At 60.3% G+C, this 21,787-nt stretch carries 21 protein-coding genes; 19 read left to right on the top strand and 2 right to left on the bottom strand.

The genetic code is table 11. From position 1 onward, the window contains the following. Positions 1–1,503 (top strand): penicillin-binding transpeptidase domain-containing protein (locus tag ALO43_RS10020; protein WP_268873801.1); only part of this gene is annotated, 1,503 nt, incomplete at its 5' end. 145 nt (positions 1,504–1,648) lie between these two features. On the opposite strand, the gene ALO43_RS10025 is transcribed toward ALO43_RS10020, so the two are convergent. After that, on the bottom strand, positions 1,649–2,056 hold the full coding sequence (locus ALO43_RS10025) for a response regulator (protein ID WP_005888690.1): 408 nt from the start codon (positions 2,054–2,056) through the stop codon (positions 1,649–1,651). 83 nt (positions 2,057–2,139) lie between these two features. Next, entirely contained in the window at positions 2,140–2,343 is a 204-nt protein-coding gene (locus tag ALO43_RS10030) for a Flp family type IVb pilin (RefSeq protein WP_024670335.1), read from the bottom strand. A gap of 318 nt (positions 2,344–2,661) precedes the next feature. Here ALO43_RS10030 and cpaB point away from each other — a divergent pair, with 318 nt between their 5' ends. From cpaB to purD, 18 genes are all read left to right on the top strand, one after another. After that, entirely contained in the window at positions 2,662–3,618 is a 957-nt protein-coding gene (gene cpaB / locus ALO43_RS10035; RefSeq protein ID WP_024670336.1) for a Flp pilus assembly protein CpaB, read from the top strand. 20 nt (positions 3,619–3,638) lie between these two features. After that, entirely contained in the window at positions 3,639–4,889 is a 1,251-nt protein-coding gene (locus ALO43_RS10040; RefSeq protein WP_024670337.1) for a type II and III secretion system protein family protein, read from the top strand. Beyond that, positions 4,886–6,076: an AAA family ATPase gene (locus ALO43_RS10045; RefSeq protein ID WP_005888681.1), complete on the top strand. Its 1,191-nt coding sequence runs from the start codon at positions 4,886–4,888 to the stop codon at positions 6,074–6,076. The genes ALO43_RS10040 and ALO43_RS10045 overlap by 4 nt, the downstream gene beginning before the upstream one ends. Beyond that, complete coding sequence (locus ALO43_RS10050) at positions 6,076–7,332, top strand: CpaF family protein (protein ID WP_005888680.1); 1,257 nt, start codon at positions 6,076–6,078, stop codon at positions 7,330–7,332. Before ALO43_RS10045 ends, ALO43_RS10050 begins: the two co-directional genes overlap by 1 nt. Before the next feature lie 19 nt (positions 7,333–7,351). Then, the gene (locus ALO43_RS10055; RefSeq protein ID WP_005888678.1) at positions 7,352–8,236 is read left to right on the top strand and encodes a type II secretion system F family protein; all 885 of its coding nucleotides are present in this window, start codon (positions 7,352–7,354) and stop codon (positions 8,234–8,236) included. Continuing rightward, a complete protein-coding gene (locus ALO43_RS10060; protein WP_005888675.1) occupies positions 8,237–9,124 on the top strand; it encodes a type II secretion system F family protein in 888 nt (295 codons plus the stop codon). It abuts the gene before it with no gap. Between the two features lie 30 nt (positions 9,125–9,154). Further along, complete coding sequence (locus ALO43_RS10065; RefSeq protein WP_054997458.1) at positions 9,155–9,895, top strand: tetratricopeptide repeat protein; 741 nt, start codon at positions 9,155–9,157, stop codon at positions 9,893–9,895. Continuing rightward, positions 9,892–10,161 carry a DUF3613 domain-containing protein gene (locus ALO43_RS10070; RefSeq protein ID WP_005888667.1) on the top strand — a complete coding sequence of 90 codons (270 nt, stop codon included), beginning with the start codon at positions 9,892–9,894 and terminating at the stop codon, positions 10,159–10,161. Before ALO43_RS10065 ends, ALO43_RS10070 begins: the two co-directional genes overlap by 4 nt. A gap of 99 nt (positions 10,162–10,260) precedes the next feature. After that, a complete protein-coding gene (locus ALO43_RS10075) occupies positions 10,261–12,045 on the top strand; it encodes a protein-disulfide reductase DsbD (RefSeq protein ID WP_024670342.1) in 1,785 nt (594 codons plus the stop codon). A gap of 129 nt (positions 12,046–12,174) precedes the next feature. After that, positions 12,175–12,627, top strand: a complete 453-nt coding sequence (gene aroQ / locus ALO43_RS10080) for a type II 3-dehydroquinate dehydratase (protein ID WP_024670343.1) — start codon at positions 12,175–12,177, stop codon at positions 12,625–12,627. Between the two features lie 76 nt (positions 12,628–12,703). Then, the gene (gene accB, locus ALO43_RS10085) at positions 12,704–13,165 is read left to right on the top strand and encodes an acetyl-CoA carboxylase biotin carboxyl carrier protein (RefSeq protein WP_024670344.1); all 462 of its coding nucleotides are present in this window, start codon (positions 12,704–12,706) and stop codon (positions 13,163–13,165) included. 17 nt (positions 13,166–13,182) lie between these two features. Further along, positions 13,183–14,526, top strand: coding sequence for an acetyl-CoA carboxylase biotin carboxylase subunit (gene accC / locus ALO43_RS10090; RefSeq protein ID WP_005888662.1), 1,344 nt, complete (start codon positions 13,183–13,185; stop codon positions 14,524–14,526). A 137-nt stretch (positions 14,527–14,663) separates the two neighbouring features. Further along, a complete protein-coding gene (gene prmA, locus ALO43_RS10095) occupies positions 14,664–15,542 on the top strand; it encodes a 50S ribosomal protein L11 methyltransferase (protein WP_024670345.1) in 879 nt (292 codons plus the stop codon). A 24-nt stretch (positions 15,543–15,566) separates the two neighbouring features. Beyond that, positions 15,567–16,907, top strand: coding sequence for a DUF3426 domain-containing protein (locus ALO43_RS10100; protein WP_054997459.1), 1,341 nt, complete (start codon positions 15,567–15,569; stop codon positions 16,905–16,907). Positions 16,908–17,224: 317 nt separating this feature from the next. Next, on the top strand, positions 17,225–18,238 hold the full coding sequence (gene dusB, locus ALO43_RS10105) for a tRNA dihydrouridine synthase DusB (protein WP_005888658.1): 1,014 nt from the start codon (positions 17,225–17,227) through the stop codon (positions 18,236–18,238). Beyond that, positions 18,235–18,555, top strand: coding sequence for a DNA-binding transcriptional regulator Fis (gene fis, locus ALO43_RS10110; RefSeq protein WP_005888657.1), 321 nt, complete (start codon positions 18,235–18,237; stop codon positions 18,553–18,555). Before dusB ends, fis begins: the two co-directional genes overlap by 4 nt. Positions 18,556–18,635: 80 nt before the next feature. Beyond that, positions 18,636–20,240 (top strand): bifunctional phosphoribosylaminoimidazolecarboxamide formyltransferase/IMP cyclohydrolase, encoded by a 1,605-nt coding sequence (purH, locus tag ALO43_RS10115; protein ID WP_054997460.1) that lies wholly within the window; start codon positions 18,636–18,638, stop codon positions 20,238–20,240. A 198-nt stretch (positions 20,241–20,438) separates the two neighbouring features. Next, the gene (gene purD / locus ALO43_RS10120) at positions 20,439–21,734 is read left to right on the top strand and encodes a phosphoribosylamine--glycine ligase (RefSeq protein ID WP_024670347.1); all 1,296 of its coding nucleotides are present in this window, start codon (positions 20,439–20,441) and stop codon (positions 21,732–21,734) included. The last annotated feature ends 53 nt before the right edge of the window (positions 21,735–21,787 follow it).

Below are 21,787 nucleotides of genomic sequence, written 5' to 3' on the forward strand. Positions count from 1 at the left end.
CAGCGGCGCATGGAAGACTTGCTGATGGGCTGGCGGGCCCGGCTGCCGGAGCGTACCTCGGCGGCGATTCTGGTGGTCGAGGCAGAAAACATGGCAGTGCGCGCTTATGTGGGTTCGGTGGACATCAACGACGCAAGGCGCTTCGGGCATGTAGACATGGTGACGGCACTGCGCTCGCCAGGCTCGACGCTCAAGCCATTCCTCTACGGCATGGCAATGGACGCCGGGCTGATCCACTCTGAATCATTGATGCAGGACGTGCCGCGTCGCTATGGCGATTACCGGCCTGGCAACTTTTCCACCGGCTTTGGCGGGCCGGTGGCGGCCAGTTCGGCGCTGTCGATGTCCCTCAATCTGCCTGCCGTGCAATTACTGGAAGTCTATGGGCCGAAACGCTTTGCCGCCGAGCTGCGCAACGGCGGCGTGCCGCTGACCCTGCCACCACTGGCCGAGCCCAATCTGGCGCTGATTCTGGGGGGTGCAGGCAGCCGGCTGGAGGATCTGGTGACAGGGTACAGCGCCTTTGCCCGAGGAGGCAGGAGTGCCGACGTTCGACTGCAACCACAGGACCGGCTACGCGAGCGGCGCATGATGTCGCCAGGGGCGGCGTGGATCATCCGGCGTATTCTCAGCGGCCAGTCGCGTCCGGACATCGATCCGCGTGCAGAGTTAGTACAGCGTCCGCAACTGGCCTGGAAGACCGGCACCAGCTACGGCTTCCGTGACGCTTGGGCGATTGGCGTGGGGCCGCGCTTTCTGGTGGGCGTGTGGATTGGCAGGCCGGACGGTACGCCGGTGCCGGGACAGTTTGGACTGGCGTCCGCAGCGCCGCTGATGCTTCAGGTCCATGATGTATTGGTCAATCGTGACAGCCAGCGCGGGATCGCAGCGCCGGTTCAGCGGGTGCCGTTGAATGTTGGTGTGGCAGCGATCTGCTGGCCGCTGGGTCAGCCGATGAGCAAAAGCGATCCGAATTGCCGTCGCCAGCGCTTTGCCTGGACACTGGATGGCACCACGCCGCCAACCCTGCAAGCAGCCGACCAACCGCTGGGGCTGGGTTTGCAGGAACGTATCTGGGTCAATGCCGAGGGGTTACGCGTAGGAGCCGGTTGCCCGAATGCCCAGCCACAGGACATCGCGCTGTGGCCTGCACCCCTGGAGCCCTGGCTGCCCAGAGCAGAACGTCGCGAAGCACGATTGCCGCCGGCCGACCCTCACTGCCCGCCGCAGAACCTGAACATGGCCCCGCCTTTGAGCATCGTCGGCGTGCGCGAAGGCGACAATCTGCGCCTGCCCGCCGCCAGTCGTCAGGCCTTGCGCCTGAAACTCTCGGCCTTGGGCGGCAGCGGTCGGCGCTGGTGGTTCATCGACGGCACGCCAATGGCGGACACCGACACCCGGCAAGATTTCACACCGACGCTGAACAAACCGGGTCGCTACCAACTGAGCGTCCTGGACGAAAGCGGCCAGACCGCGCGCGTTGAATTCAGCGTGGTGGAGTGAGCGCCATACTCAGACGGCCAGCCGACGCAGACGGGTGTGACGCAGAGCGTCACGAAAGGCGTTCCTACGCTAAGCGTGAGGAACGAGAGGTGTCAGGGACAACACCATCGCATCCGTTCTTCAGCGTAGGCCGAGGTGCTTGTTGTCACTGAACCTGAAAGATCTTCGTCTCGGGAAACAGGTTGTTGAGGGTTTCCAGAAGCCGGACGTGGTAGATGGGCTTGCGGAACAGATCGAGCACATGAAGGCGCAGCATGTCGCTGACGTCGTCCATGTCGGCATGGCCAGAGGTGACGATAACCGGCAAGTGCTGCCGCGAGGTGTGGTCGCGAAGGTGCTTTATCAACTGGATACCGCTCTCCTCCGGCATCCGCAGGTCGGTGATCACCAGCGCAATATCCGGATGAATGGTCAACTGATGCAGGGCCATCTTCACCGAAGACGCCGTGAAACAGCAGAACCCCTCGCCTTCGAGCAGCTCTGCCAGTTCTTCGTTAGCGTCCTCTTCGTCGTCAACCAGAAGCAACTGCTGCCGGGGGGGATGGAGAGCCATGTGGTTATCTCAACAAAATGATCTCAGAACCATGATCATAAACTACCCCCCGGCGGGTGTGGAGGATGTTGTCTTGGAAGAGGTCATGTCTTGGGTGGCGTCAAGGCAGTTTCAATTTTCGTAAAGATATCGCCGACCTTTGAGCTGATACCCGGAACAAAAGCAATCAATGCCACTGCAACCATTGCCGCGACTAACGCGTATTCAATACCCGAAGCAGCCTCACGGTCTTTTAGAAAAAACCTGACTCGGGTATAGGCACCTACATACATCTTGGTAAGGAACATCTTGTTTCTCCTTGCGCCTCCGAGGCGCGAACATGCATGACACATGCGAAAACGTCTGCATCGCCAGCATTGTCTGCAATCGCCAAACCCACAATTACAAAAAAGCATTAACCCGAAAGTTATAACCCTGACATGACCTCGTAAACAGGCACTCCTGACGCCCTCCCATCAGAAAAAAACCTTTTATACCAAAGCACTATGGCGCTTTTTAAACAATGAGCTACCGTCACACAAAAGCCTGTATTCCGTTTACCGTTGCTGTTACAAAGTTGATGCGCCGGTTCAAGAGTGTCCTGCAATGACAAAGGGAAAGTTGCCATGAGCAGTCGTATCACCATGGTGCTCGCTGTGCTGTTTTTGCTGGGCGCATTGATCGCCGGGTATCTGGGAATTGTTGTCAGCAGGCAAGCTGAAGTGCCCGCTGCCGTCACTCAGTCAGTACCTTCACCCGCCGAACAAGCCCCACAGGCCCCTGCGCCACAGCCTGTTGAAGATGCACTGCGTCACAATGTTGTGGTGGTCGCTCGGGACATCCCCGCTTACACACCCATTACGGCGGATGACGTGGTGATCGAACGGCTCAAGGTCGCACCGCCTGGCAGTTTCGACAGCGTTGAGCGTCTCGTCGGACGCAGCAGTTGGCGCACGCTGAACGCCGGAACCTGGCTCAGCGAAAGTAGCTTTGACGCGGGAGGCACTCTGGCACGGATGATTCGCCCTCATGAGCGGGCGCTGGCCTTGCAGGTGGACGAAGTGATCAGCGCTTCCGGACAGCTCAGCCCCGGCGACTATGTGGATGTGCTGCTGTATCTGCCTGAGGACACGCTCAACCCAAATCGCTCCAGCCAAGTGGTGGTACCTGCGTTGCGAATCCTCGGCATCGGCGGGCTGCTTGGCACCGACCACGATGGCAAGCCGGTACAGAACATCAGCGCCGACGAACGTCTGAGACAGGAACAACTGCGCGCCAACGCACGAACTGTGACCGTCGCCGTGCCGGAAGCGTTGGTGAGCCGCCTGATGCTCGCCTCGCAAACCGGCGTCCTGCGCCTTGCAGTGCGCAGTGCCGACGAAGGCAATCTGCAGAACTACTGGTCTGCCGAGCCCGGCAGCAGCGACGTGGCCGAGCGGCTGGACTCCGCCAACCGACAATTGGTCGGATTCAGGCAATTGAGCCTGAGCACGCCCGGTACGCCAGCGTCTGGCGCCGTAACGCGCGCGCCCCGGGCCGTCGAGGTCATACGCGGCAACCAGATCACGCAACAAACTCCCTGATTGAGCAAGGATTGCATTTAATGAGCTGTTGTTCCGTGCCCGTTATAAAGCCCGGATTTCTGGGTGTGCTGATTATCGCCCTGTCGGCGCCCTCGGCCTGGGCTGCATCAGGCAGCTGCAACGGGCTTGCAGCGATGCCGGCCGCCATTGAAATCGACCAGGGCATTCAACAGAACGTGCAGTCTCCTGTGGCGATCACGCGCATTGCGGTGGGTGATCCGAAAATCGCCGACGTACACGTCAGCAACAGTGACGGCTTTCTGCTGACCGGCGTTGCGCAGGGCACGACCAGTCTGATGGTGTGGACCGCCTGTTCCAGCGCTCCTCGTCAGAGCATGGTCTTTGTGCGTGGCAGAGCATCGGCATCGATGGTCGAAACCCTCGCCGCACCGTCCACGGACGCTAATTTACCCAGCCAGGTGCAGACCGATATCCGCTTCATCGAAGTCAGCCGCACCAAACTCAAGGAAGCCAGCACCTCGATCTTCGGCAAGGGTTCGAACAATTTTCTGTTCGGCGCGCCCGGCACGGTTCCCGGTGTCAACGTCACCCCCGGCACGGTAAGTGGTACGCGGCCGAGCATTCCGTTGAACAACAGCAATTTCAATATCGTCTGGGGAGGCGGCAGCAGCAAGGTGCTGGGCATGCTCAACGCCATGGAAAACAGCGGCTATGCCTACACGCTGGCGCGCCCCAGCCTGGTCGCGCTCAATGGTCAGAGCGCCAGCTTCCTGGCCGGTGGCGAGTTCCCGGTGCCGGTCCCCAATGGCGAGGGCAACGGCATTTCCATCGAGTACAAGGAGTTCGGCGTGCGCCTGACCCTGACACCGACCGTCGTGGGACGCGACCGGATTCTACTCAAGGTCGCCCCGGAAGTCAGTGAACTGGACTTTTCCGCCGGCATCACCATTTCCGGGACCACCGTACCGGCGCTCAATATCCGCCGTACCGACACCAGTATTGCGCTGGCCGATGGCGAAAGTTTCGTGGTCAGCGGGCTGATCAGCTCCAGCAACAGTGGCTCGGTCGACAAGTTTCCCGGGCTGGGCGATATCCCGATTCTCGGCGCGTTTTTTCGCAGTTCGCAAATCCAGCGCGATGAGCGCGAACTGCTGATGATTGTCACCCCGCATCTTGTTCAGCCGCTGGCTGTCGACGCTCGCCTGCCTTCGCTGCCCGGTGAAAGCCTGCGTAATTACGACCCAAGCTTCCCGCGCCTGTACTTTCTGGAAAACGGCGACTTTGATCGCCGCGACGGGTTGTCCCAATGAGCCAGAGCCTGAGCCAGACGTTTCTGGCGATCACCCGCAATAATACCGATCTGGAGTGGCTGCAAAGCGCACTGGGCTCGCTGGGTCAGGTAGTCAGCGCAGGAACCGGCAGCCTCGACGACCTGCTGGCATTGGTGGACGTCACCTTTGCCAGTGTGGTGTTCGTCGGCCTGGACCGCGAACACCTGATGACTCAGAGCGCGCTTATCGAGAGCGCACTGGAAGCCAAGCCGATGCTCGCAATCGTTGCGCTGGGCGACGGCATGGACAACCAATTGGTGCTCAACGCCATGCGCGCCGGCGCTCGCGACTTCGTGGCCTATGGCTCGCGGTCCAGCGAGGTCGCCGGGCTGGTCCGACGCCTGAGCAAGCGGCTGCCCGCCGTCACACCCAACCCGAACATGAGCGGCCTGTCAGTGCTGTATGGCGCACAAAGTGACGACGATGGGGCCTTGATCGCGACGCACCTGGCGATGGTGGTACACAAGACCGGGCAACGCACGCTGCTGCTGGACCTCGGTTTGCCGCGCGGCGACAGCCTGCAAATGCTGGGTCTCGAGTCGACATTCAGCTTCGGCGACGCCCTGCGCCACTTACGCAGGCTAGATGCCACCCTGATCGACAGTGCGTTCACCACCAGCGAAAGCGGACTGCGGATTCTGGCCTACAGCGAAGCCGACGATCACCTGGAGCAATCCAGCGCCGCAGAGCTTTATATGCTGCTCAGCGCACTGCGCCAGCATTTTCAGCATGTGGTGGTGAACCTGGTGGGCCAGCCGGACAGCGAGGCGCTGCGCTCGCTGGTCAGCCATTGCGACCAGTTGCTGTGGTACGCCGACCAGAGCGTGCTGGGTTGTCGGCGCAACCTTACGGTGCTCAACAACTGGCGCGAAAAAGGCATGAAAATGCAGCATGCCGGCCTGTTGGTCGATCGCTATCAGCGCTCGGTCGCGCCCAACTCGGAAACCGTAGCCAAAACCTTCGGCCTGCCGGTGCTGGCCGTACTGCCGCTCGCCCCCGAGTTGCGCCTCAACGCCAAAAATCAGGGCGTTACCCTATTCGAACTGGCGTCGCGCGACGCCCTGTGTTCCGGGTTGCGGCGCCTCGGCGAACACTTGGCGCGTCATTCCGACGTCCAGGTACAAACCGGTCAAGGCTGGCTCGCACGGCTGTGGAGGAGCAAATAATGGCGGAAAAACTGTTTGGCGTGTCCTCTCGCTCTTCAGGCCAGGACGATGGCGGACAAGGCCTGAAACTGGTACTGCACCGCTACATCATCGACGGCATCGAAGAAAGCGGCAAAAACCTGCTTGAAGGCTCGCGTCCGGCGCTTGCGCAGTTTGTCATCGACAAGGTTGCCGAGTATGTCGCCCGTCTGCGGCTGGCCATCTCTCGCTATGAAATGGAGCGGCTGGCTGAAGAGCTGGTCGACGAACTGACCGGTTTCGGCCCGCTGGAAGTGCTGCTGCGCGACAGTTCGGTTACGGAAATACTGGTCAACGGGCCGAGTAAGGTGTTCGTCGAACGTGACGGCGTGTTGCACCACACGGACCTGCGCTTCATGGATTCGCATCATGTCGAGCGCGTCATGCAGCGCATCCTCGCGCCCCTCGGGCGGCGGCTGGACGAATCATCGCCGATGGTCGACGCCCGCCTGCCGGATGGCAGCCGGGTCAACGCTATCATCCCGCCTATCGCGCTGGACGGTCCTTGTTTGTCGATCCGGAAGTTTCGCAAGGACATGCTCAAAAGCGCTGATCTGGTGGCCATGCAGACCATCGACCAACCGATCTTCGAATTCTTCCAGGAAGCCGTCGGCAAGCGCTGCAACATTCTGGTCAGCGGCGGCACCGGCACCGGCAAGACCACCATGCTCAACGTGCTGAGCCAGTTGATCGACAGCCATCAGCGGCTGGTAACTATCGAAGACGTGGCCGAACTGCAACTCAGCCACCCGCACGTGGTGCGCCTGGAAACACGCCCGCCGAATGCCGAAGGGCATGGCGAAGTGCGTGCCAGCGACCTGATTCGCAACTCGCTGCGGATGCGCCCGGACCGCATCATCCTCGGCGAAATCCGCGGTGTCGAAGTGCTGGATGTACTGACCGCAATGAACACCGGCCACGACGGTTCGATGAGCACGGTTCACGCCAACAATGCTCAGGATGCCCTGCTGCGTCTGGAAACCCTGGTTGGCCTGACCGGACGATTGATCCCGGAAAAGACCCTCCGGCAAATGGTTTGCGCGGCGCTGGACGTGATCATCCAGTTGACCCGGCTGCCAGATGGTCGACGCTGTGTCAGCGAGGTGGTGGAAGTAGTCGGCGTGCGTGATGACATCTATGTCACCAATACGCTGTTTCGCCTGGATCGCCGCACGGGGGTCAGTTTCATGCGCGAAGCCGCCCACGCCGCCGGTGACAAGCTGCGGCCGGGCTACTGAGCTCGCCAAAGGAGGCCTCGTGACAGCATCGTTGATATTGGGTGTGATTTCCCTCCTGCTGCTGATCGCCTCTGTCCGTATGTTCTATCTGGCGCTCAATCAGGATGCCAAGGAACGGGTCCGCAGACGCCTGACCGCCGGGCAGATCGAGCCTGTGGTCGAGAAGCCCGGCTGGGCCAGACTAGACCGGGCCTTTATCCGCGCGGGGCTGGGCCTGCCGACCGAACGCATGGGCCTGGCATTGACGCTTTATGCGCTGCTGATTCTGATCGGCTACGCGATGGCCGACGGCATTGGCGCGGGCTGTGCGCTGGTCGGTGTTCCTCTGGGCCTGCGTCTGTTCGTGTCCTGGCGGTCGCGCGTACGCGTGCGGCGCATGATCGAGCAACTGCCGCAATTGCTTGACCATAGCGTCCGCAGTCTGAAATCAGGCAGGACCCTCGCTGATGCGGTGCTTTTTGGTATCACAGCGGCAAACCAGCCACTCAAGGAGGGCATGAGCCGCATCGAGCGCAACGTGCAATTGGGGGTCAGCCTGCCGGATGCTGCGAGGGATTTCGCTGAACTGTACGAAAGCGACGAATTTCACCTGTTCGCGCTCGGGCTGCGGGTCAACCATCGGTATGGGGGCAATGCCAGCGAGCTGATGGAGAACCTGATCCGGCTGATTCGCGACCGTGAACAGGCCAGTCGCCAACTACGCGCCATGACCGGAGAAACGCGCATGACGGCACTGGTGCTGGGCTTGCTTCCAGTAGGAATGGCGGGCTACTTCATGGCCGTGAACCCGGCCTATCTGATGCACATGTGGAACGACGGCAGTGGACGAATTCTGCTGAGCATGGCGTTTGCCCTCCAACTGCTGGGCTGTCTGATGTTGTGGCGCATGCTGAGGAGCATTTGAATGGAGCTGTTGTTCAGTGCCTTGATGCTCGCCGCTGCAGCCTTTCTTCTGTTGTCCGGCCTGGCCCGGCGACGTCGCAACGAGCGTCTGGTGGCGCAACGCCTGCGAGGAAAAGTGGTGCGTGAGAGCCGTATCGGCAGCCTTTTGCGGCTGCTGGGCGACACGCGCATTGGCCAGCGCAGTATCAGCCTTGACTCGGAAACCCAGGTATTACTCAACCGTATCGGCTGGCGACGCGCGAGAAAACGTTCGCTGTTCGCCGCCTGCCAGATTGGCGTGCCCATCGGTCTGATGTGCGTCGTCGCACTGGGCCAGTTGCTGTTTTTCAAAAATATCGAGCAGCCATTGATAGCGCCGGTTTTTGCGCTGGGCGCCGGGTATCTGCTGCCCAAGCGGGCTCTCGCGGCGGTCGCCAAACGCAGGCAGAAGCAGATAGTGGTTGAGATTTCCACGTTCATTCCCCTGCTGCGCATCCTGTTCGAGTCAGGCATGGCCGTCGAACAGGCATTGCGCGTGCTGAGCAACGAGGGCAAGGACCTGCTGCCGGTGCTGTCCGAAGAAATCCGCGTGGTCCTGGCACGGGTAGATTCCGGGCTGGAGCTGGGCGAGGAGCTGCGCAAAATGGCAGCGCTACTGGACGTCGATGAACTGAGCGACACCTGCATCATCCTCAATCAACTGATTCATCAGGGCGGAGGCGCCCTGAAATCGCTGCTGACGCTCAAGCAACTGATCGATGATCGACGCCTGACCCGTTTGCAGGAATACATTTCCAAGCTGTCAGCCAAAATGTCGATGGTCATGATGGTGTTTCTGTTCCCCGCCTTGCTGATTGTGCTGGCCGGTCCGGGGTTTATCGCTATCAGCCGCGCATTGGGCGGTATGTAAGCTGCGTCGCCACTACAAGGAGTAAAAGGTTTGAAAGCAGCCATTGCGGTTATCGGCATCCTCGCGCTGAGCGGCTGTGCCAGCGACGGTCGGGCACTGTGGGCACAGGCATCGCCACAACAAGCCAGCGTGTGCCCCAAGCTCACCTCCGATCAGGAATTCGCCCTGAATCTGGCGCAGAACATGGCCGACGAAGGGCGCCTGCACGCCAGCCTGGCCAACCTGGAAGGGTTGCCGGACAGCCTCGGCGAGGTGCGTCTGCGCAAGGCTCGCGTATTAAGGCTGCTGGGCAGCAATGAAGCAGAGCCGCTGTATCGCAGCCTGCTGGGTACTTGCCGGGCCGCGCAAGCTGAACATGGATTGGGGCAATTGGCGGCAGCCCGAGGCGACAACGTGTCGGCTCAGCAGCACTTGCTCAAAGCCAGCAAACTGCAGCCAACCGACGAAAAGATCCGCAATGATCTGGGTTTGGTGTACCTCAATCAGTTGCAACTGGAGCAGGCGCGCTTTCAGTTCCTGACCGCGATGGAGCTTAAACAGTCTGACCCGCTGGCAGCGGTCAACCTCGCCACCCTGCTGATCTACCAGAACAACTGGACCCAAGCCGCCGAGCTGGCATCCAGATCAGGGCTGACACCCGCGCAGATCACCGATGCACAGGCCCGCGCCGAAAAACTGAAAAAGAACCTGCGCCCACCGCTGGCCTCAGCCGGCCCAGACCCAGCGCTGCCTGAGCAGCATGTTCGCCAGCCAACAGGAGTACAACCATGAGAAGCCTGATTGTCAGCATTGCCATGCTGCTGAGCGCAAGCAACACGCTGGCCAACGACGACGCGCGCCCACTTACCGAGCAAAAACAGACTGAAACCTGGCTGCAACTGCAGGCCAGCGGCAAGGCTGCATCACCTAAACCGCAGGCTGCCACGGCGGCGGAGCGCGACCTGAGCCTGCAACGCTGGCTTGACACGTATAAAAACAAAATCCCGGAATTCTACGAACAGGACGCTGGTGGCAGTTTTTCCTCGGGCAGCAAATAGCCTGTCCGTTTACCCCCGACACTGCACCTTACAACCTGCGCTCGGCAGGTTGCTGGGCACTCCGTTATCATGCGCATACTTTCGAGACTCGAGACTGCCATGCGTCGCTTGTTATGCCTGATGTTATTGATCCTGGCCCTGCCTGTTTCCGCAGCGGGTCTGCTGGACAGTCGCCCGTCGTCAACGCTGGGCGGTGGCTCGCTGGACAACAGCAAGGACTTCCTGCCTGTGCGTCAGGCCTTTCAGCTGAGCCTGATCGAAACCACACCGGAATCGATCAAGCTAAGGCTGGTCGCCACCGACGGCTACTACCTGTATCGCCATCGCTTCCAGTTCCGCACCGAACCGGCCGACATTGGTCTGGGCGAAGCGCAACTTCCCAAAGGTGAACAGAAGCACGATGAATACTTTGGCGATGTCGAGGTCTACCACGGCATTCTCGACATCGACCTGCCACGCAAACCCGGCGAACAGCGGCCCTTCACACTGGCGGTGACGTATCAGGGCTGCGCCGACAAGGGCCTGTGTTACCCGCCGGAAACCGAACGCCTGAGCATCGGTGATGTGGCTGCAAGCCCGGCCGGGGCAGTCTCCAGCCCCGCTCCAGCCAACACCTGGAGCTGGAAAGAACTCGCTCTGTTTTTCCTCGCAGGCGTAGGCCTGACCTTTACCCCTTGCGTACTGCCGATGCTGCCGATTCTGTCAGGCGTGGTGCTGCGCGGCCAGGTCGGCGGGTTGCGCGGCCTCAGCCTGTCGCTGGCCTACGTGTTGCCAATGGCAGCCTGTTTTGCACTGCTTGGCGCGCTGATGGGCGTATTCGGCGCAAGCCTGAATCTGCAGGCGCGTCTGCAATCGGCTTGGGTGCTGGTGCCGTTTGCAGCGTTTTTCGTGATTTTTGCCGTGGCAATGTTCGGGGCTTTCGAGCTGCGCCTGCCACAGTCGATCAGCTCACGCCTGGACCGCATCGCCGGCAAGACTGAAGGCGGTTCATTATGGGGCGCAGCCGTACTGGGCGTGGTCTCCAGCCTGCTGGTTTCGCCATGCGTATCGGCCCCGCTGGCCGGAGCGCTGCTGTACATCAGCGCCAGCGGCGATGCCATTGGTGGCGGGCTGAAACTGTTTGCACTGGGGCTCGGGATGGGTGCGCCACTGCTGTTGATCGCGACGGGTGGAGCCACATGGCTGCCGAAAAGCGGCCCTTGGCTGGTGACGGTGAAGAATGCGATCGGCGTGCTGCTGCTCGGTCTGGCGATCGGCCTGCTGAGTCGCGTGCTGCCGGGGCAAATCACCCTGCTGCTGGTTGGTCTGCTGTCGGCAGGCGTTGCCCTGTTTCTCGGCGCACTGGAGCGCACTGAAAAGACCACGCAGCAAAAACTGGCTCAATTGCTCGGTCTGGCGCTGCTGGTCTACGCGCTCGCCTGCTGGTATGGCGCGCTTTCCGGGCAGACTGACCCCATGCGCCCATTGGGCCGCGAGTACGCCACCACAAACAACAGCGCAGTTGCCTCGACCTCATCTCAGTGGCAGACGGTAACCACTTCAGCCGAACTGGACCGCGTCATGCAGGAAGCGCAAAGCGCAGGCAAGCCGCTGCTGCTCGACTGGTACGCCGACTGGTGCATCAGTTGCAAGGTCATCGAACACGAAGTTCTGCCGGATCCTGACGTCGTCGCCAAGTTGGCGGGGTACAGCCTGATACGTTTCGACATGACCGACAGCACCTCAGAGCAGCGCGCACTGCTCGACCGCTACAAATTGTTCGGCCCGCCGGCCTTGCTGTTTTTCGCTAAAAACGGCGAAGAACTCTCCTCCGTTCGGATCGTCGGCGAAATCGACGCTGCAGGGCTGATAGGGCGCCTCAACAGCGCAAATGACCAAAACTAAAAGGTCAGTCACAAACTTTGCGCGAATATCGCTCATCGTGCTGGCTACTGTTGTTAACTGGACAGTCCATTGCCCTTCCGGCATAGTCGCCGGGCGTAAACAGCTCGCAGACAATAAAAGGAACACGCGATGGCGACTATCCTGGTCCTTCACGGGCCCAACCTGAACCTGCTGGGCACTCGGGAACCCGGGGTCTATGGCACCGTCACCCTGCCCCAGATCAACCAGGACCTGGAGCAGCGCGCTCGCGATGCCGGTCACCATCTGATGTACCTGCAAAGCAACGCCGAATACGAACTGATCGACCGCATTCACGCCGCCCGCGACGAAGGTGTGGATTTCATTTTGATCAATCCGGCCGCTTTTACGCACACAAGCGTTGCAATACGTGACGCGCTGATGGGAGTGAGCATCCCATTCATCGAAGTGCATTTATCAAACGTGCACAAACGCGAACCTTTCCGCCATCACTCCTACTTTTCAGACGTCGCTGTAGGAGTGATCTGCGGCCTTGGCGCCAGCGGATACCGCTTGGCTCTGGAAGCCGCCCTGGAACAATTGGCCGTTAGCGCCAGGCCATGACGAGTACAGCCTCAGGCTGTGCCGCATGACTTGAACCGGTCGCCAAAAGCCCTAACAGAACCTTGGGAGTTGATTAATGGATATTCGCAAAGTCAAGAAACTGATCGAATTGCTGGAAGAGTCCGGCATCGACGAATTAGAAATTCGTGAAGGCGAAGAATCCGTGCGGATCAGCCGCCACAGCAAGACTCCGGCGCAGCCTTACTACGCACCTGCCCCGGTTGCCGCGCCAGTCGCTGCACCAGCACCTGCTGCCGCTGCAGCGCCGGCTGCTGCAGAAGCCCCATCGGCTCCGAAACTGAACGGTTTTGTGGTCAAGTCGCCTATGGTCGGTACCTTCTACCTGACCCCGGCGCCTACTTCGCCTGCCTATGTCAAAGTCGGCCAGACCGTGAAGAAAGGCGACACCATCTGCATCGTCGAAGCGATGAAAATGATGAACCACATCACCGCAGAAGCCAGCGGCGTAATCGAATCCATCCTGGTAGAAAACGGTCAGCCGGTTGAGTTCGACCAGCCGCTGTTCACAATCGTTTGACCCGGGGAGAGCCTGCGATGTTGGAAAAAGTTCTGATCGCCAACCGCGGCGAAATTGCCTTGCGCATCTTGCGTGCCTGTAAAGAACTGGGCATCAAGACCGTCGCTGTACACTCAACGGCAGATCGCGAGTTGATGCACCTGGGCCTGGCGGACGAAACAGTCTGCATCGGCCCGGCACCGGCCAATCTGTCCTACCTGAACATTCCGGCGATTATCTCGGCCGCTGAAGTTACCGGCGCCACGGCGATCCACCCTGGCTACGGTTTCCTTGCAGAAAACGCCGATTTCGCCGAACAGGTCGAAAAATCTGGTTTTGCCTTCATCGGCCCCAAAGCAGAAACCATCCGCCTGATGGGCGACAAGGTTTCTGCCAAGGACGCCATGAAGCTGGCCAACGTACCGACCGTTCCGGGTTCCGACGGCCCGCTGCCGGAAGACGAAGAAATCGCTCTGCGCATCGGTCGCGAAGTAGGCTACCCGGTGATCATCAAGGCCGCCGGTGGCGGTGGTGGTCGCGGCATGCGTGTGGTTCATCGCGAGGAAGACCTCATCGAAGCCGCTGCCCAGACCCGCGCCGAAGCGGCTGCCTGGTTCAGCAACCCGATGGTCTACCTGGAAAAATACCTGACCAACCCGCGCCACGTGGAAGTCCAGGTCATTTCCGACGGCCAGGGCCAGGCGATTCATCTGGGCGACCGCGACTGCTCGCTGCAGCGCCGTCACCAGAAGGTTCTGGAAGAAGCACCGGCACCGTTCATCGATGAACAGGCACGTGCGGACGTACTCGCCGCCTGCGTCAAGGCATGTGTCGATATCGGCTACCGTGGCGCTGGCACTTTCGAGTTCCTCTACGAGAACGGCCGCTTCTACTTCATCGAAATGAACACCCGCGTTCAGGTGGAGCATCCGGTTTCGGAAATGGTCACCGGCATCGACATCGTCAAGGAGATGCTCAGCATCGCCGCCGGCAACAAACTGTCGTATACCCAGGATGACGTCGTCATCAAGGGCCATGCGCTGGAATGCCGGATCAACGCCGAAGACCCGAAAACCTTCGTGCCGAGCCCAGGTCTGGTCAAGCATTTCCATGCCCCAGGCGGCAATGGCGTACGGGTCGACTCGCACCTGTACAGCGGTTACAAAGTGCCATCCAACTACGACTCGTTGATCGGCAAAGTGATCACCTGGGGCGCGACCCGCGAAGAAGCCATGGCACGCATGCGCAACGCCCTGGACGAAATCGTGGTTGACGGGATCAAGACCAATATACCGTTGCACCGTGATCTGACTCGCGATGAAGGCTTCTGCGAAGGAGGCGTCAACATCCACTACCTGGAGCACAAACTGGCCAATCAATAAGCCAGTGTGTTTCAAAACGACAAAGCCGCAGAGATGCGGCTTTGTTGTTTGCAGCGCATAGCAGTAAACTTGCCCGCTTCCTGCGGCCATATCGGCCCTGTCAGCCGCACTCATATTCAGATCGAAGGTAATCCGCCATGCCTTGGCTGCAAGTCCGCCTCGCCATCAGCCCAGAACAAGCCGAAACCTACGAAGATGCGCTTCTTGAAGTCGGCGCCGTTTCCGTGACCTTCATGGACGCCGAAGACCAGCCGATTTTCGAGCCGGAACTCAACACCACGCCGCTGTGGACGCACACTCACCTGCTCGCCCTGTTCGAGGCCGACACCAACGCGCAACTGGCGCTGGCGCACCTGAGCCTGCTGACCGGGGAAGAATTGCCTGAACACAGCGCCGAAGTCATCGAAGATCAGGACTGGGAACGCAGCTGGATGGATAATTTCCAGCCCATGTGTTTCGGCCAGCGCCTGTGGATCGTGCCTAGCTGGCACGCTGCGCCACAACCAGATGCCGTGAACCTGCTGCTCGACCCGGGCCTGGCATTCGGCACCGGCACGCACCCGACCACCGCCCTCTGCCTCGAATGGCTGGACGGCCAGGACCTCCAGGGCTGCCACGTACTGGATTTCGGCTGCGGCTCGGGCATTCTGGCCATCGCTGCGCTGCTGCTGGGCGCCGAGCAGGCCGTCGGCACCGACATTGATGTTCAGGCGCTGGAAGCCTCTCGCGACAATGCCGGACGTAACAACATCGCTGCCGAGCGTTTCCCGCTGTACCTGCCCGAAGACCTGCCGCCTCAGCAGGCTGATGTGCTGGTCGCCAACATTCTGGCTGGCCCGCTGGTTTCTCTCGCACCACAACTGGCAACGCTGATCAGGACCGGTGGTCGCCTGGCTTTGTCAGGCATCCTCGCCGAACAAGGTGAAGAAGTCGCTGCGGCCTATGCTGACAGCTTTGATCTGGACCCGATCGCAAACCGAGATGGCTGGGTACGCATCACGGGACGCCGCCGTTAACCGCCGCTTCAACCGGACAGCCGCATGACCGACAGTTTTGTCACCCAGTGCCCGCACTGCCAGACCAGTTTCAGAGTCAGTCACGCTCAACTGAGCGTGGCCCGGGGCGTAGTGCGTTGCGGAGCCTGCCTACAGGTTTTCAACGCCGCCCGGCAGTTGCTGGAACAGCGTGCTATCGATGACTCCGAAAAAGCGCCACCGGCCAGCGTGCCGGTCGTGCTCGAGCAACCTCGCCCAGAGCCCCTTCCGGAGCACGAGCCAGTGCCGATTCCGGAACGTGCGCCCGAACCGGAAAAAGCGGTCGAGGAAGACGACCCCTGGAAGGTCAGCGAAATGGACCTCGACAACCTGAACCTGGACGAAGAGCTGGCGCGCCTCGAACGGCGAGAAACACGCCGCCCCGACACCTTTGGACGGTCGATCAGCAAGGTCGACGATGAGCCGGTGAACCTGAGCGCGAAGCGCGATACCCATCAGACTGAAGAAGCGGCCTGGGTAGACACCCTGCACAACGACGACGTCGAACATGTGCCAGAGCTGCACGCCGAAGTCATCCCCGACACCGACTCGACCGAAGATGCGGCCCCTCTGTCGCCTGCTGACCGGGACCGTACCGAGCCATCCCTGAGCCTCGACAAGGACCTGGACGACGACGAGCCAGACATGCCGGTCATCATCTCGCGCAAAACACCGCCAGCCGAAAAAGCTGAACGCTGGTCAGCTGTGGATGACGACGAAGACGATGCCCCCCATGACGACGACAACGAGCCAGAGCCGGACCCGCGCAGCAAACGCGGACGCAACGAGCCTGCGGTTCGCGATCAGACACTTCTGGACCTCAGCGATGACCCGCTGCAGCTGGATTGGCAGCGTCCCAAACCCCGCTGGGGCCGCCGTCTGGCCTGGGGCTTGCTGGTAGTGCTGGCGCTGGCAGGGCTGGCTGGGCAGTACGTCTGGTATCACTTTGACCAACTCGCGCGCCAGGATCAGTATCGACCGTGGTTTCAGCAGATCTGCCCGCAGATCGGCTGCAAGGTGCCGTCGAAAGTCGATATCTCACAGCTCAAGAGCAGCAACCTCATCGTACGCAGCCACCCTGAATTCCAAGGCGCTCTGGTGGTTGACGCGATCATCTATAACCGTGCGCCGTTTTCACAGCCCTTTCCCCTGCTCGAGCTGCGTTTTTCCGATACCGGCGGTCAGTTGATTGCCAGTCGTCGGTTCAAGCCCAGCGAATACCTGAGCGGTGAAATGGCCGGCAAAGAGGAGATGCCACCGCAGACGCCAATCCATATTGCGCTGGACATCCTTGATCCTGGCGCCAAAGCGGTGAATTACAGCCTGAACTTCCGCTCTCCCGAATGAGCGCTTTACGCCGAAGAGACACACAGCGTCTAAACTGAAAAAGGCGCTCTGCTCACCGGAAGCCTGCACGATCGCCGAAGTTTTTCCTCTGGATGCACCGAAAATGCGCGGCGGATGCCTGCAAAAGAACTGTTCAGATTTTATCCAATTCAGCCTTTATCCAGTCATCGAGAGCGGGTATCATGCCAACCCTTTTTCAAACTCTCGGTTCGATTCGGGAGTGGCGCAGACGGCTGGCTGGACAGGCCGTTGCAGACCGGGTGAAACGGTTTTTTACACGGCCTGCGGATGATTTGGCCTCCACTACAGGTAAGGCTATGTCGGCAGTACGCATCGGCCCATATACAGTGCATAACGGCTTGATTCTCGCCCCGATGGCGGGCGTCACCGACCAGCCTTTCCGTCAGCTGTGCCGACAACTCGGCGCCGGTCTGGTGGTGTCGGAAATGGTCACCAGTGACATGAGCCTGTGGAACAGCCGCAAATCGCGTCTGCGCATGATCCACGAAGGTGATCCCGAGCCACGCTCGGTGCAGATCGCCGGAGGTGATCCGCAGATGCTGGCAAACGCAGCGCGTGCCAATGTCGAACTGGGCGCCCAGATCATCGACATCAACATGGGTTGCCCGGCCAAGAAGGTCTGCAATAAGGCGGCGGGTTCGGCGCTGCTGAAAGACGAGCAACTGGTCAATGACATCCTGCAGGCCGTCGTGGCTGCGGTGGATGTGCCGGTAACGCTGAAGATCCGCACCGGCTGGGATCGCGACAACCGCAATGGCCTGACAGTGGCGAAAATTGCCGAGCAGGCAGGTATTCAGGCGCTGGCGGTACATGGGCGAACCCGTGCCGACCTTTACACCGGCGAAGCCGAATACGACACCATCGCCGCGATCAAGCAGGCGGTGTCGATCCCGGTCTTCGCCAATGGCGACATCGATTCACCGGAAAAGGCCCGGCGCGTGCTTCAGGCCACCGGCGCAGACGGGTTGTTGATTGGCAGGGCCGCTCAGGGGCGCCCCTGGATTTTTCGCGAGATAGAACACTATCTGCTCACCGGAGAAACACTTCCGGCCCTGCAGTTGAGTGAAGTGGAACGCATTCTGCTTGAGCATCTGGCAGCGCTTCACGCGTTCTATGGAGACGTGATGGGTGTGCGCATTGCGCGCAAACACGTCGGCTGGTATCTCGCAACCCTGCCGGGCGCCAGAGAGTTCCGCGCCCGTTTCAATCGTTTGGACGATACAGATGCACAGTGCGCCAACGTTCGGGAGTTCTTCAGCCAAGGCTGCAAGGGCCCGGATAACCAGAATGATAAAGAGGTGGCCGCATGACGTTGATGACCGAGACTTTAGTGAGTGGAACAACACCCGTGAGCGACAATGTCAATTTGAAACAGCACCTCAACACGCCGAGCGAAGAGGGTCAGACCCTGCGCGGAAGTGTCGAGAAGGCGCTGCACAATTATTTCGCCCACCTCGAAGGCGCATCCGTCACTGACGTCTACAACCTGGTGTTGTCGGAGGTCGAGGCGCCACTTCTTGAAAGCGTGATGAACTACGTGAAGGGCAACCAGACGAAAGCCTCCGAGCTGCTGGGCCTGAACCGAGGCACCTTGCGCAAGAAACTCAAACAGTACGATCTGCTTTAAAGCATTCAAAACAGAAAAGGCGACCTTGCACCGTGGTCGCTTTTTTTTGCTGACTTCTTTTGCTTTTGATGGAAATCGAGATGACCGACCAGATTACCCGCCTGCCGATCCGCCGCGCCCTGATCAGCGTATCCGACAAGACCGGAATCCTTGAGTTTGCCCGCGAGCTGGAAGCGCTGGGCGTCGAGATCCTCTCCACTGGCGGTACGTTCAAGCTGCTCAAGGACAATGGCGTTGCGGCAGTCGAAGTGGCTGACTACACCGGCTTCGCTGAAATGATGGACGGTCGGGTCAAGACCCTGCACCCCATGATCCACGGCGGCATTCTGGGTCGTCGCGGTACCGACGACGCGATCATGAACGAACACGGCATCAAGCCGATCGATCTGGTAGCCGTCAATCTGTATCCGTTTGAAGCCACTGTTTCCAAGCCAGGCTGCGACCTGCCGACCGCCATCGAGAACATTGATATCGGCGGCCCGACCATGGTCCGTTCTGCAGCAAAGAACCATAAAGATGTCGCCATCGTGGTCAATGCAGGCGATTACGGTCAGGTACTGGAAAGCCTCAAGGCTGGAGGCCTGACCTACGCACAGCGTTTCGACCTGATGCTCAAGGCCTTCGAACACACTGCGGCCTACGACGGCATGATTGCCAACTACCTGGGTGGCGTCGACCAGACTGCCGACACCCTGAGCACCGAAGGCCGCAGCCAATTCCCGCGCACTTTCAACACCCAGTTCGTCAAGGCTCAGGAAATGCGCTACGGCGAGAACCCGCACCAGAGCGCGGCGTTCTACGTGGAAGCCAAGCCGGCCGAAGTCGGTATCGCCACTGCGACCCAGTTGCAAGGCAAGGAACTGTCGTTCAACAACGTTGCCGACACCGATGCTGCGCTGGAGTGCGTCAAGAGCTTCGTCAAGCCCGCCTGCGTTATCGTCAAGCACGCCAACCCGTGCGGCGTAGCAGTCTGCCCTGACGACGAAGGCGGCATTCGCCAGGCCTACGAACTGGCCTATGCCACCGACGCCGAATCAGCATTTGGCGGCATTATCGCGTTCAACCGCGAGCTGGACGCTGCAACGGCCAAGGCCATCGTCGAACGCCAGTTCGTTGAAGTCATCATCGCCCCAAGCGTCAGCGCCGAAGCCCGCACCATCGTGGCCAGCAAAGCCAACGTACGTCTGCTGACCAGTGGCCAGTGGAGCGAGCGTCTTCCGGCCTGGGACTACAAACGCGTCAACGGTGGCCTGCTGGTGCAAAGCCGCGACATCGGCATGATCACCTCGGATTACCTTAAGGTCGTTACCCGGCGTGCGCCTACCGAACACGAAATGCATGACCTGATCTTCGCCTGGAAAGTCGCCAAGTACGTGAAGTCCAACGCCATTGTCTACGCCCGTAACCGCCAGACCATCGGCGTCGGCGCAGGTCAGATGAGCCGCGTGAACTCCGCGCGCATCGCCGCGATCAAGGCAGAGTATGCCGGTCTGCAGGTGCAAGGAGCAGTCATGGCGTCCGATGCATTTTTCCCGTTCCGCGATGGTATCGACAACGCGGCCAAGGTCGGCATCACTGCCGTCATCCAGCCAGGCGGCTCGATGCGCGACAACGAAGTGATTGCTGCGGCAGACGAAGCCGGCATTGCGATGGTGTTCACCGGCATGCGCCACTTCAGGCATTAATCAGAAAAACGGTCGCACTGTCACAGGTTTGTGCTTCGCTGGACGGGGCTTCGCTGATGCACATTGCCAACAGGCAATCGGGCTCAGCGAAGTCCGCTCCGCCTCGCATGCACCCGCGCCATTGCGGCCTCGTACTGCGGCACTGGTCGTCATCGACACAGCGCGTACTCCAGAACCAGCGTCATCGAGGTTTTTGAAATGAATGTTTTGATCATCGGCAGCGGCGGTCGTGAACACGCCCTGGCCTGGAAAGTAGCTCAGGACTCACGTATTCAGAAGGTGTTTGTCGCACCTGGCAATGCGGGCACTGCGATCGAGGCAAAGTGCGAGAACGTGGCCATCGACGTTCTGGCACTGGAACAACTGGCGGATTTCGCAGAAAAGAATGTTTCCCTGACCATCGTCGGCCCGGAAGTGCCGCTGGTTGCGGGTGTCGTCGACCTGTTCCGCAGTCGCGGCCTGGATTGCTTTGGTCCGACCGCCGCTGCTGCGCAGCTCGAAGGCTCCAAGGCGTTCACCAAGGATTTCCTGGCACGTCACAAGATCCCCACGGCCGACTACCAGAACTTCACCGACATCGAGCCTGCGCTGGCCTACCTGCGTGAAAAAGGTGCGCCGATCGTCATCAAGGCCGATGGCCTGGCCGCCGGCAAGGGCGTCATCGTCGCCATGACCCTGGCAGAAGCCGAAGATGCAGTTCGCGACATGCTGGCAGGCAATGCTTTCGGCGACGCGGGCTCGCGGGTAGTAATCGAAGAGTTTCTGGACGGCGAGGAAGCCAGCTTCATCGTCATGGTCGACGGCAAGAATGTGCTGCCCATGGCCACCAGCCAGGATCACAAACGGGTCGGCGATGGCGACAGCGGTCCGAACACCGGGGGCATGGGTGCCTACTCCCCTGCCCCGGTAGTGACTGCCGAGGTTCATCAACGTGTCATGGACCTGGTCATCTGGCCGACCGTCCGGGGCATGGCCGAGGAAGGCAACGTCTACACCGGTTTCCTCTATGCTGGTCTGATGATCGACAAGGCTGGCAACCCCAAGGTGATCGAGTTCAACTGCCGCTTTGGCGATCCGGAAACACAGCCGGTCATGTTGCGTCTGCAATCGAGCCTGGTATTGCTGGTCGAAGCAGCTCTGGCGCAGGCGCTGGACAAGGTCGAAGCACAATGGGACCCGCGTCCGAGCCTGGGTATCGTGCTGGCAGCTGGCGGTTATCCTGGCGATTACGCCAAAGGAGCGGTCATCAATGGACTGGACGCTGCCGCACAACTGCAAGGCAAGATATTCCACGCAGGCACCGCCTTGCAGGATGATCGTGTCGTGACCAGCGGCGGTCGTGTACTGTGTGCCACAGCATTGGGTGACAGCGTGGGCAGTGCGCAAAAAAACGCCTACGCGCTGGCAGCGAAAGTCGATTGGCAAGGTTGTTTTTATCGTAATGACATTGGCTACCGTGCCATTGCCCGCGAGCGTGGCGAAGAACAGGAATAAACGACCGGGCTGGCACCTGATCAAAGGTGCTGGCCGGTTTACCTGGCGTTGCG

This window comes from Pseudomonas tremae, assembly GCF_001401155.1.
In the GTDB taxonomy this organism is placed as follows: domain Bacteria; phylum Pseudomonadota; class Gammaproteobacteria; order Pseudomonadales; family Pseudomonadaceae; genus Aquipseudomonas; species Aquipseudomonas tremae.

Bases quoted from the DNA above. Each gene is read 5' to 3' on its own strand.
- fis (WP_005888657.1), top strand. From the start codon at position 18,235: ATGACGTTGATGACCGAGACTTTAGTGAGTGGAACAACACCCGTGAGC.
- accB (WP_024670344.1), top strand. From the start codon at position 12,704: ATGGATATTCGCAAAGTCAAGAAACTGATCGAATTGCTGGAAGAGTCC.
- purD (WP_024670347.1), top strand. From the start codon at position 20,439: ATGAATGTTTTGATCATCGGCAGCGGCGGTCGTGAACACGCCCTGGCC.
- prmA (WP_024670345.1), top strand. From the start codon at position 14,664: ATGCCTTGGCTGCAAGTCCGCCTCGCCATCAGCCCAGAACAAGCCGAA.
- ALO43_RS10025 (WP_005888690.1), bottom strand. From the start codon at position 2,056: ATGGCTCTCCATCCCCCCCGGCAGCAGTTGCTTCTGGTTGACGACGAA.
- ALO43_RS10045 (WP_005888681.1), top strand. From the start codon at position 4,886: ATGAGCCAGAGCCTGAGCCAGACGTTTCTGGCGATCACCCGCAATAAT.
- ALO43_RS10075 (WP_024670342.1), top strand. From the start codon at position 10,261: ATGCGTCGCTTGTTATGCCTGATGTTATTGATCCTGGCCCTGCCTGTT.
- accC (WP_005888662.1), top strand. From the start codon at position 13,183: ATGTTGGAAAAAGTTCTGATCGCCAACCGCGGCGAAATTGCCTTGCGC.
- ALO43_RS10060 (WP_005888675.1), top strand. From the start codon at position 8,237: ATGGAGCTGTTGTTCAGTGCCTTGATGCTCGCCGCTGCAGCCTTTCTT.
- ALO43_RS10040 (WP_024670337.1), top strand. From the start codon at position 3,639: ATGAGCTGTTGTTCCGTGCCCGTTATAAAGCCCGGATTTCTGGGTGTG.
- purH (WP_054997460.1), top strand. From the start codon at position 18,636: ATGACCGACCAGATTACCCGCCTGCCGATCCGCCGCGCCCTGATCAGC.
- ALO43_RS10030 (WP_024670335.1), bottom strand. From the start codon at position 2,343: ATGTTCCTTACCAAGATGTATGTAGGTGCCTATACCCGAGTCAGGTTT.
- ALO43_RS10050 (WP_005888680.1), top strand. From the start codon at position 6,076: ATGGCGGAAAAACTGTTTGGCGTGTCCTCTCGCTCTTCAGGCCAGGAC.
- ALO43_RS10070 (WP_005888667.1), top strand. From the start codon at position 9,892: ATGAGAAGCCTGATTGTCAGCATTGCCATGCTGCTGAGCGCAAGCAAC.
- dusB (WP_005888658.1), top strand. From the start codon at position 17,225: ATGTCGGCAGTACGCATCGGCCCATATACAGTGCATAACGGCTTGATT.
- cpaB (WP_024670336.1), top strand. From the start codon at position 2,662: ATGAGCAGTCGTATCACCATGGTGCTCGCTGTGCTGTTTTTGCTGGGC.
- aroQ (WP_024670343.1), top strand. From the start codon at position 12,175: ATGGCGACTATCCTGGTCCTTCACGGGCCCAACCTGAACCTGCTGGGC.
- ALO43_RS10100 (WP_054997459.1), top strand. From the start codon at position 15,567: ATGACCGACAGTTTTGTCACCCAGTGCCCGCACTGCCAGACCAGTTTC.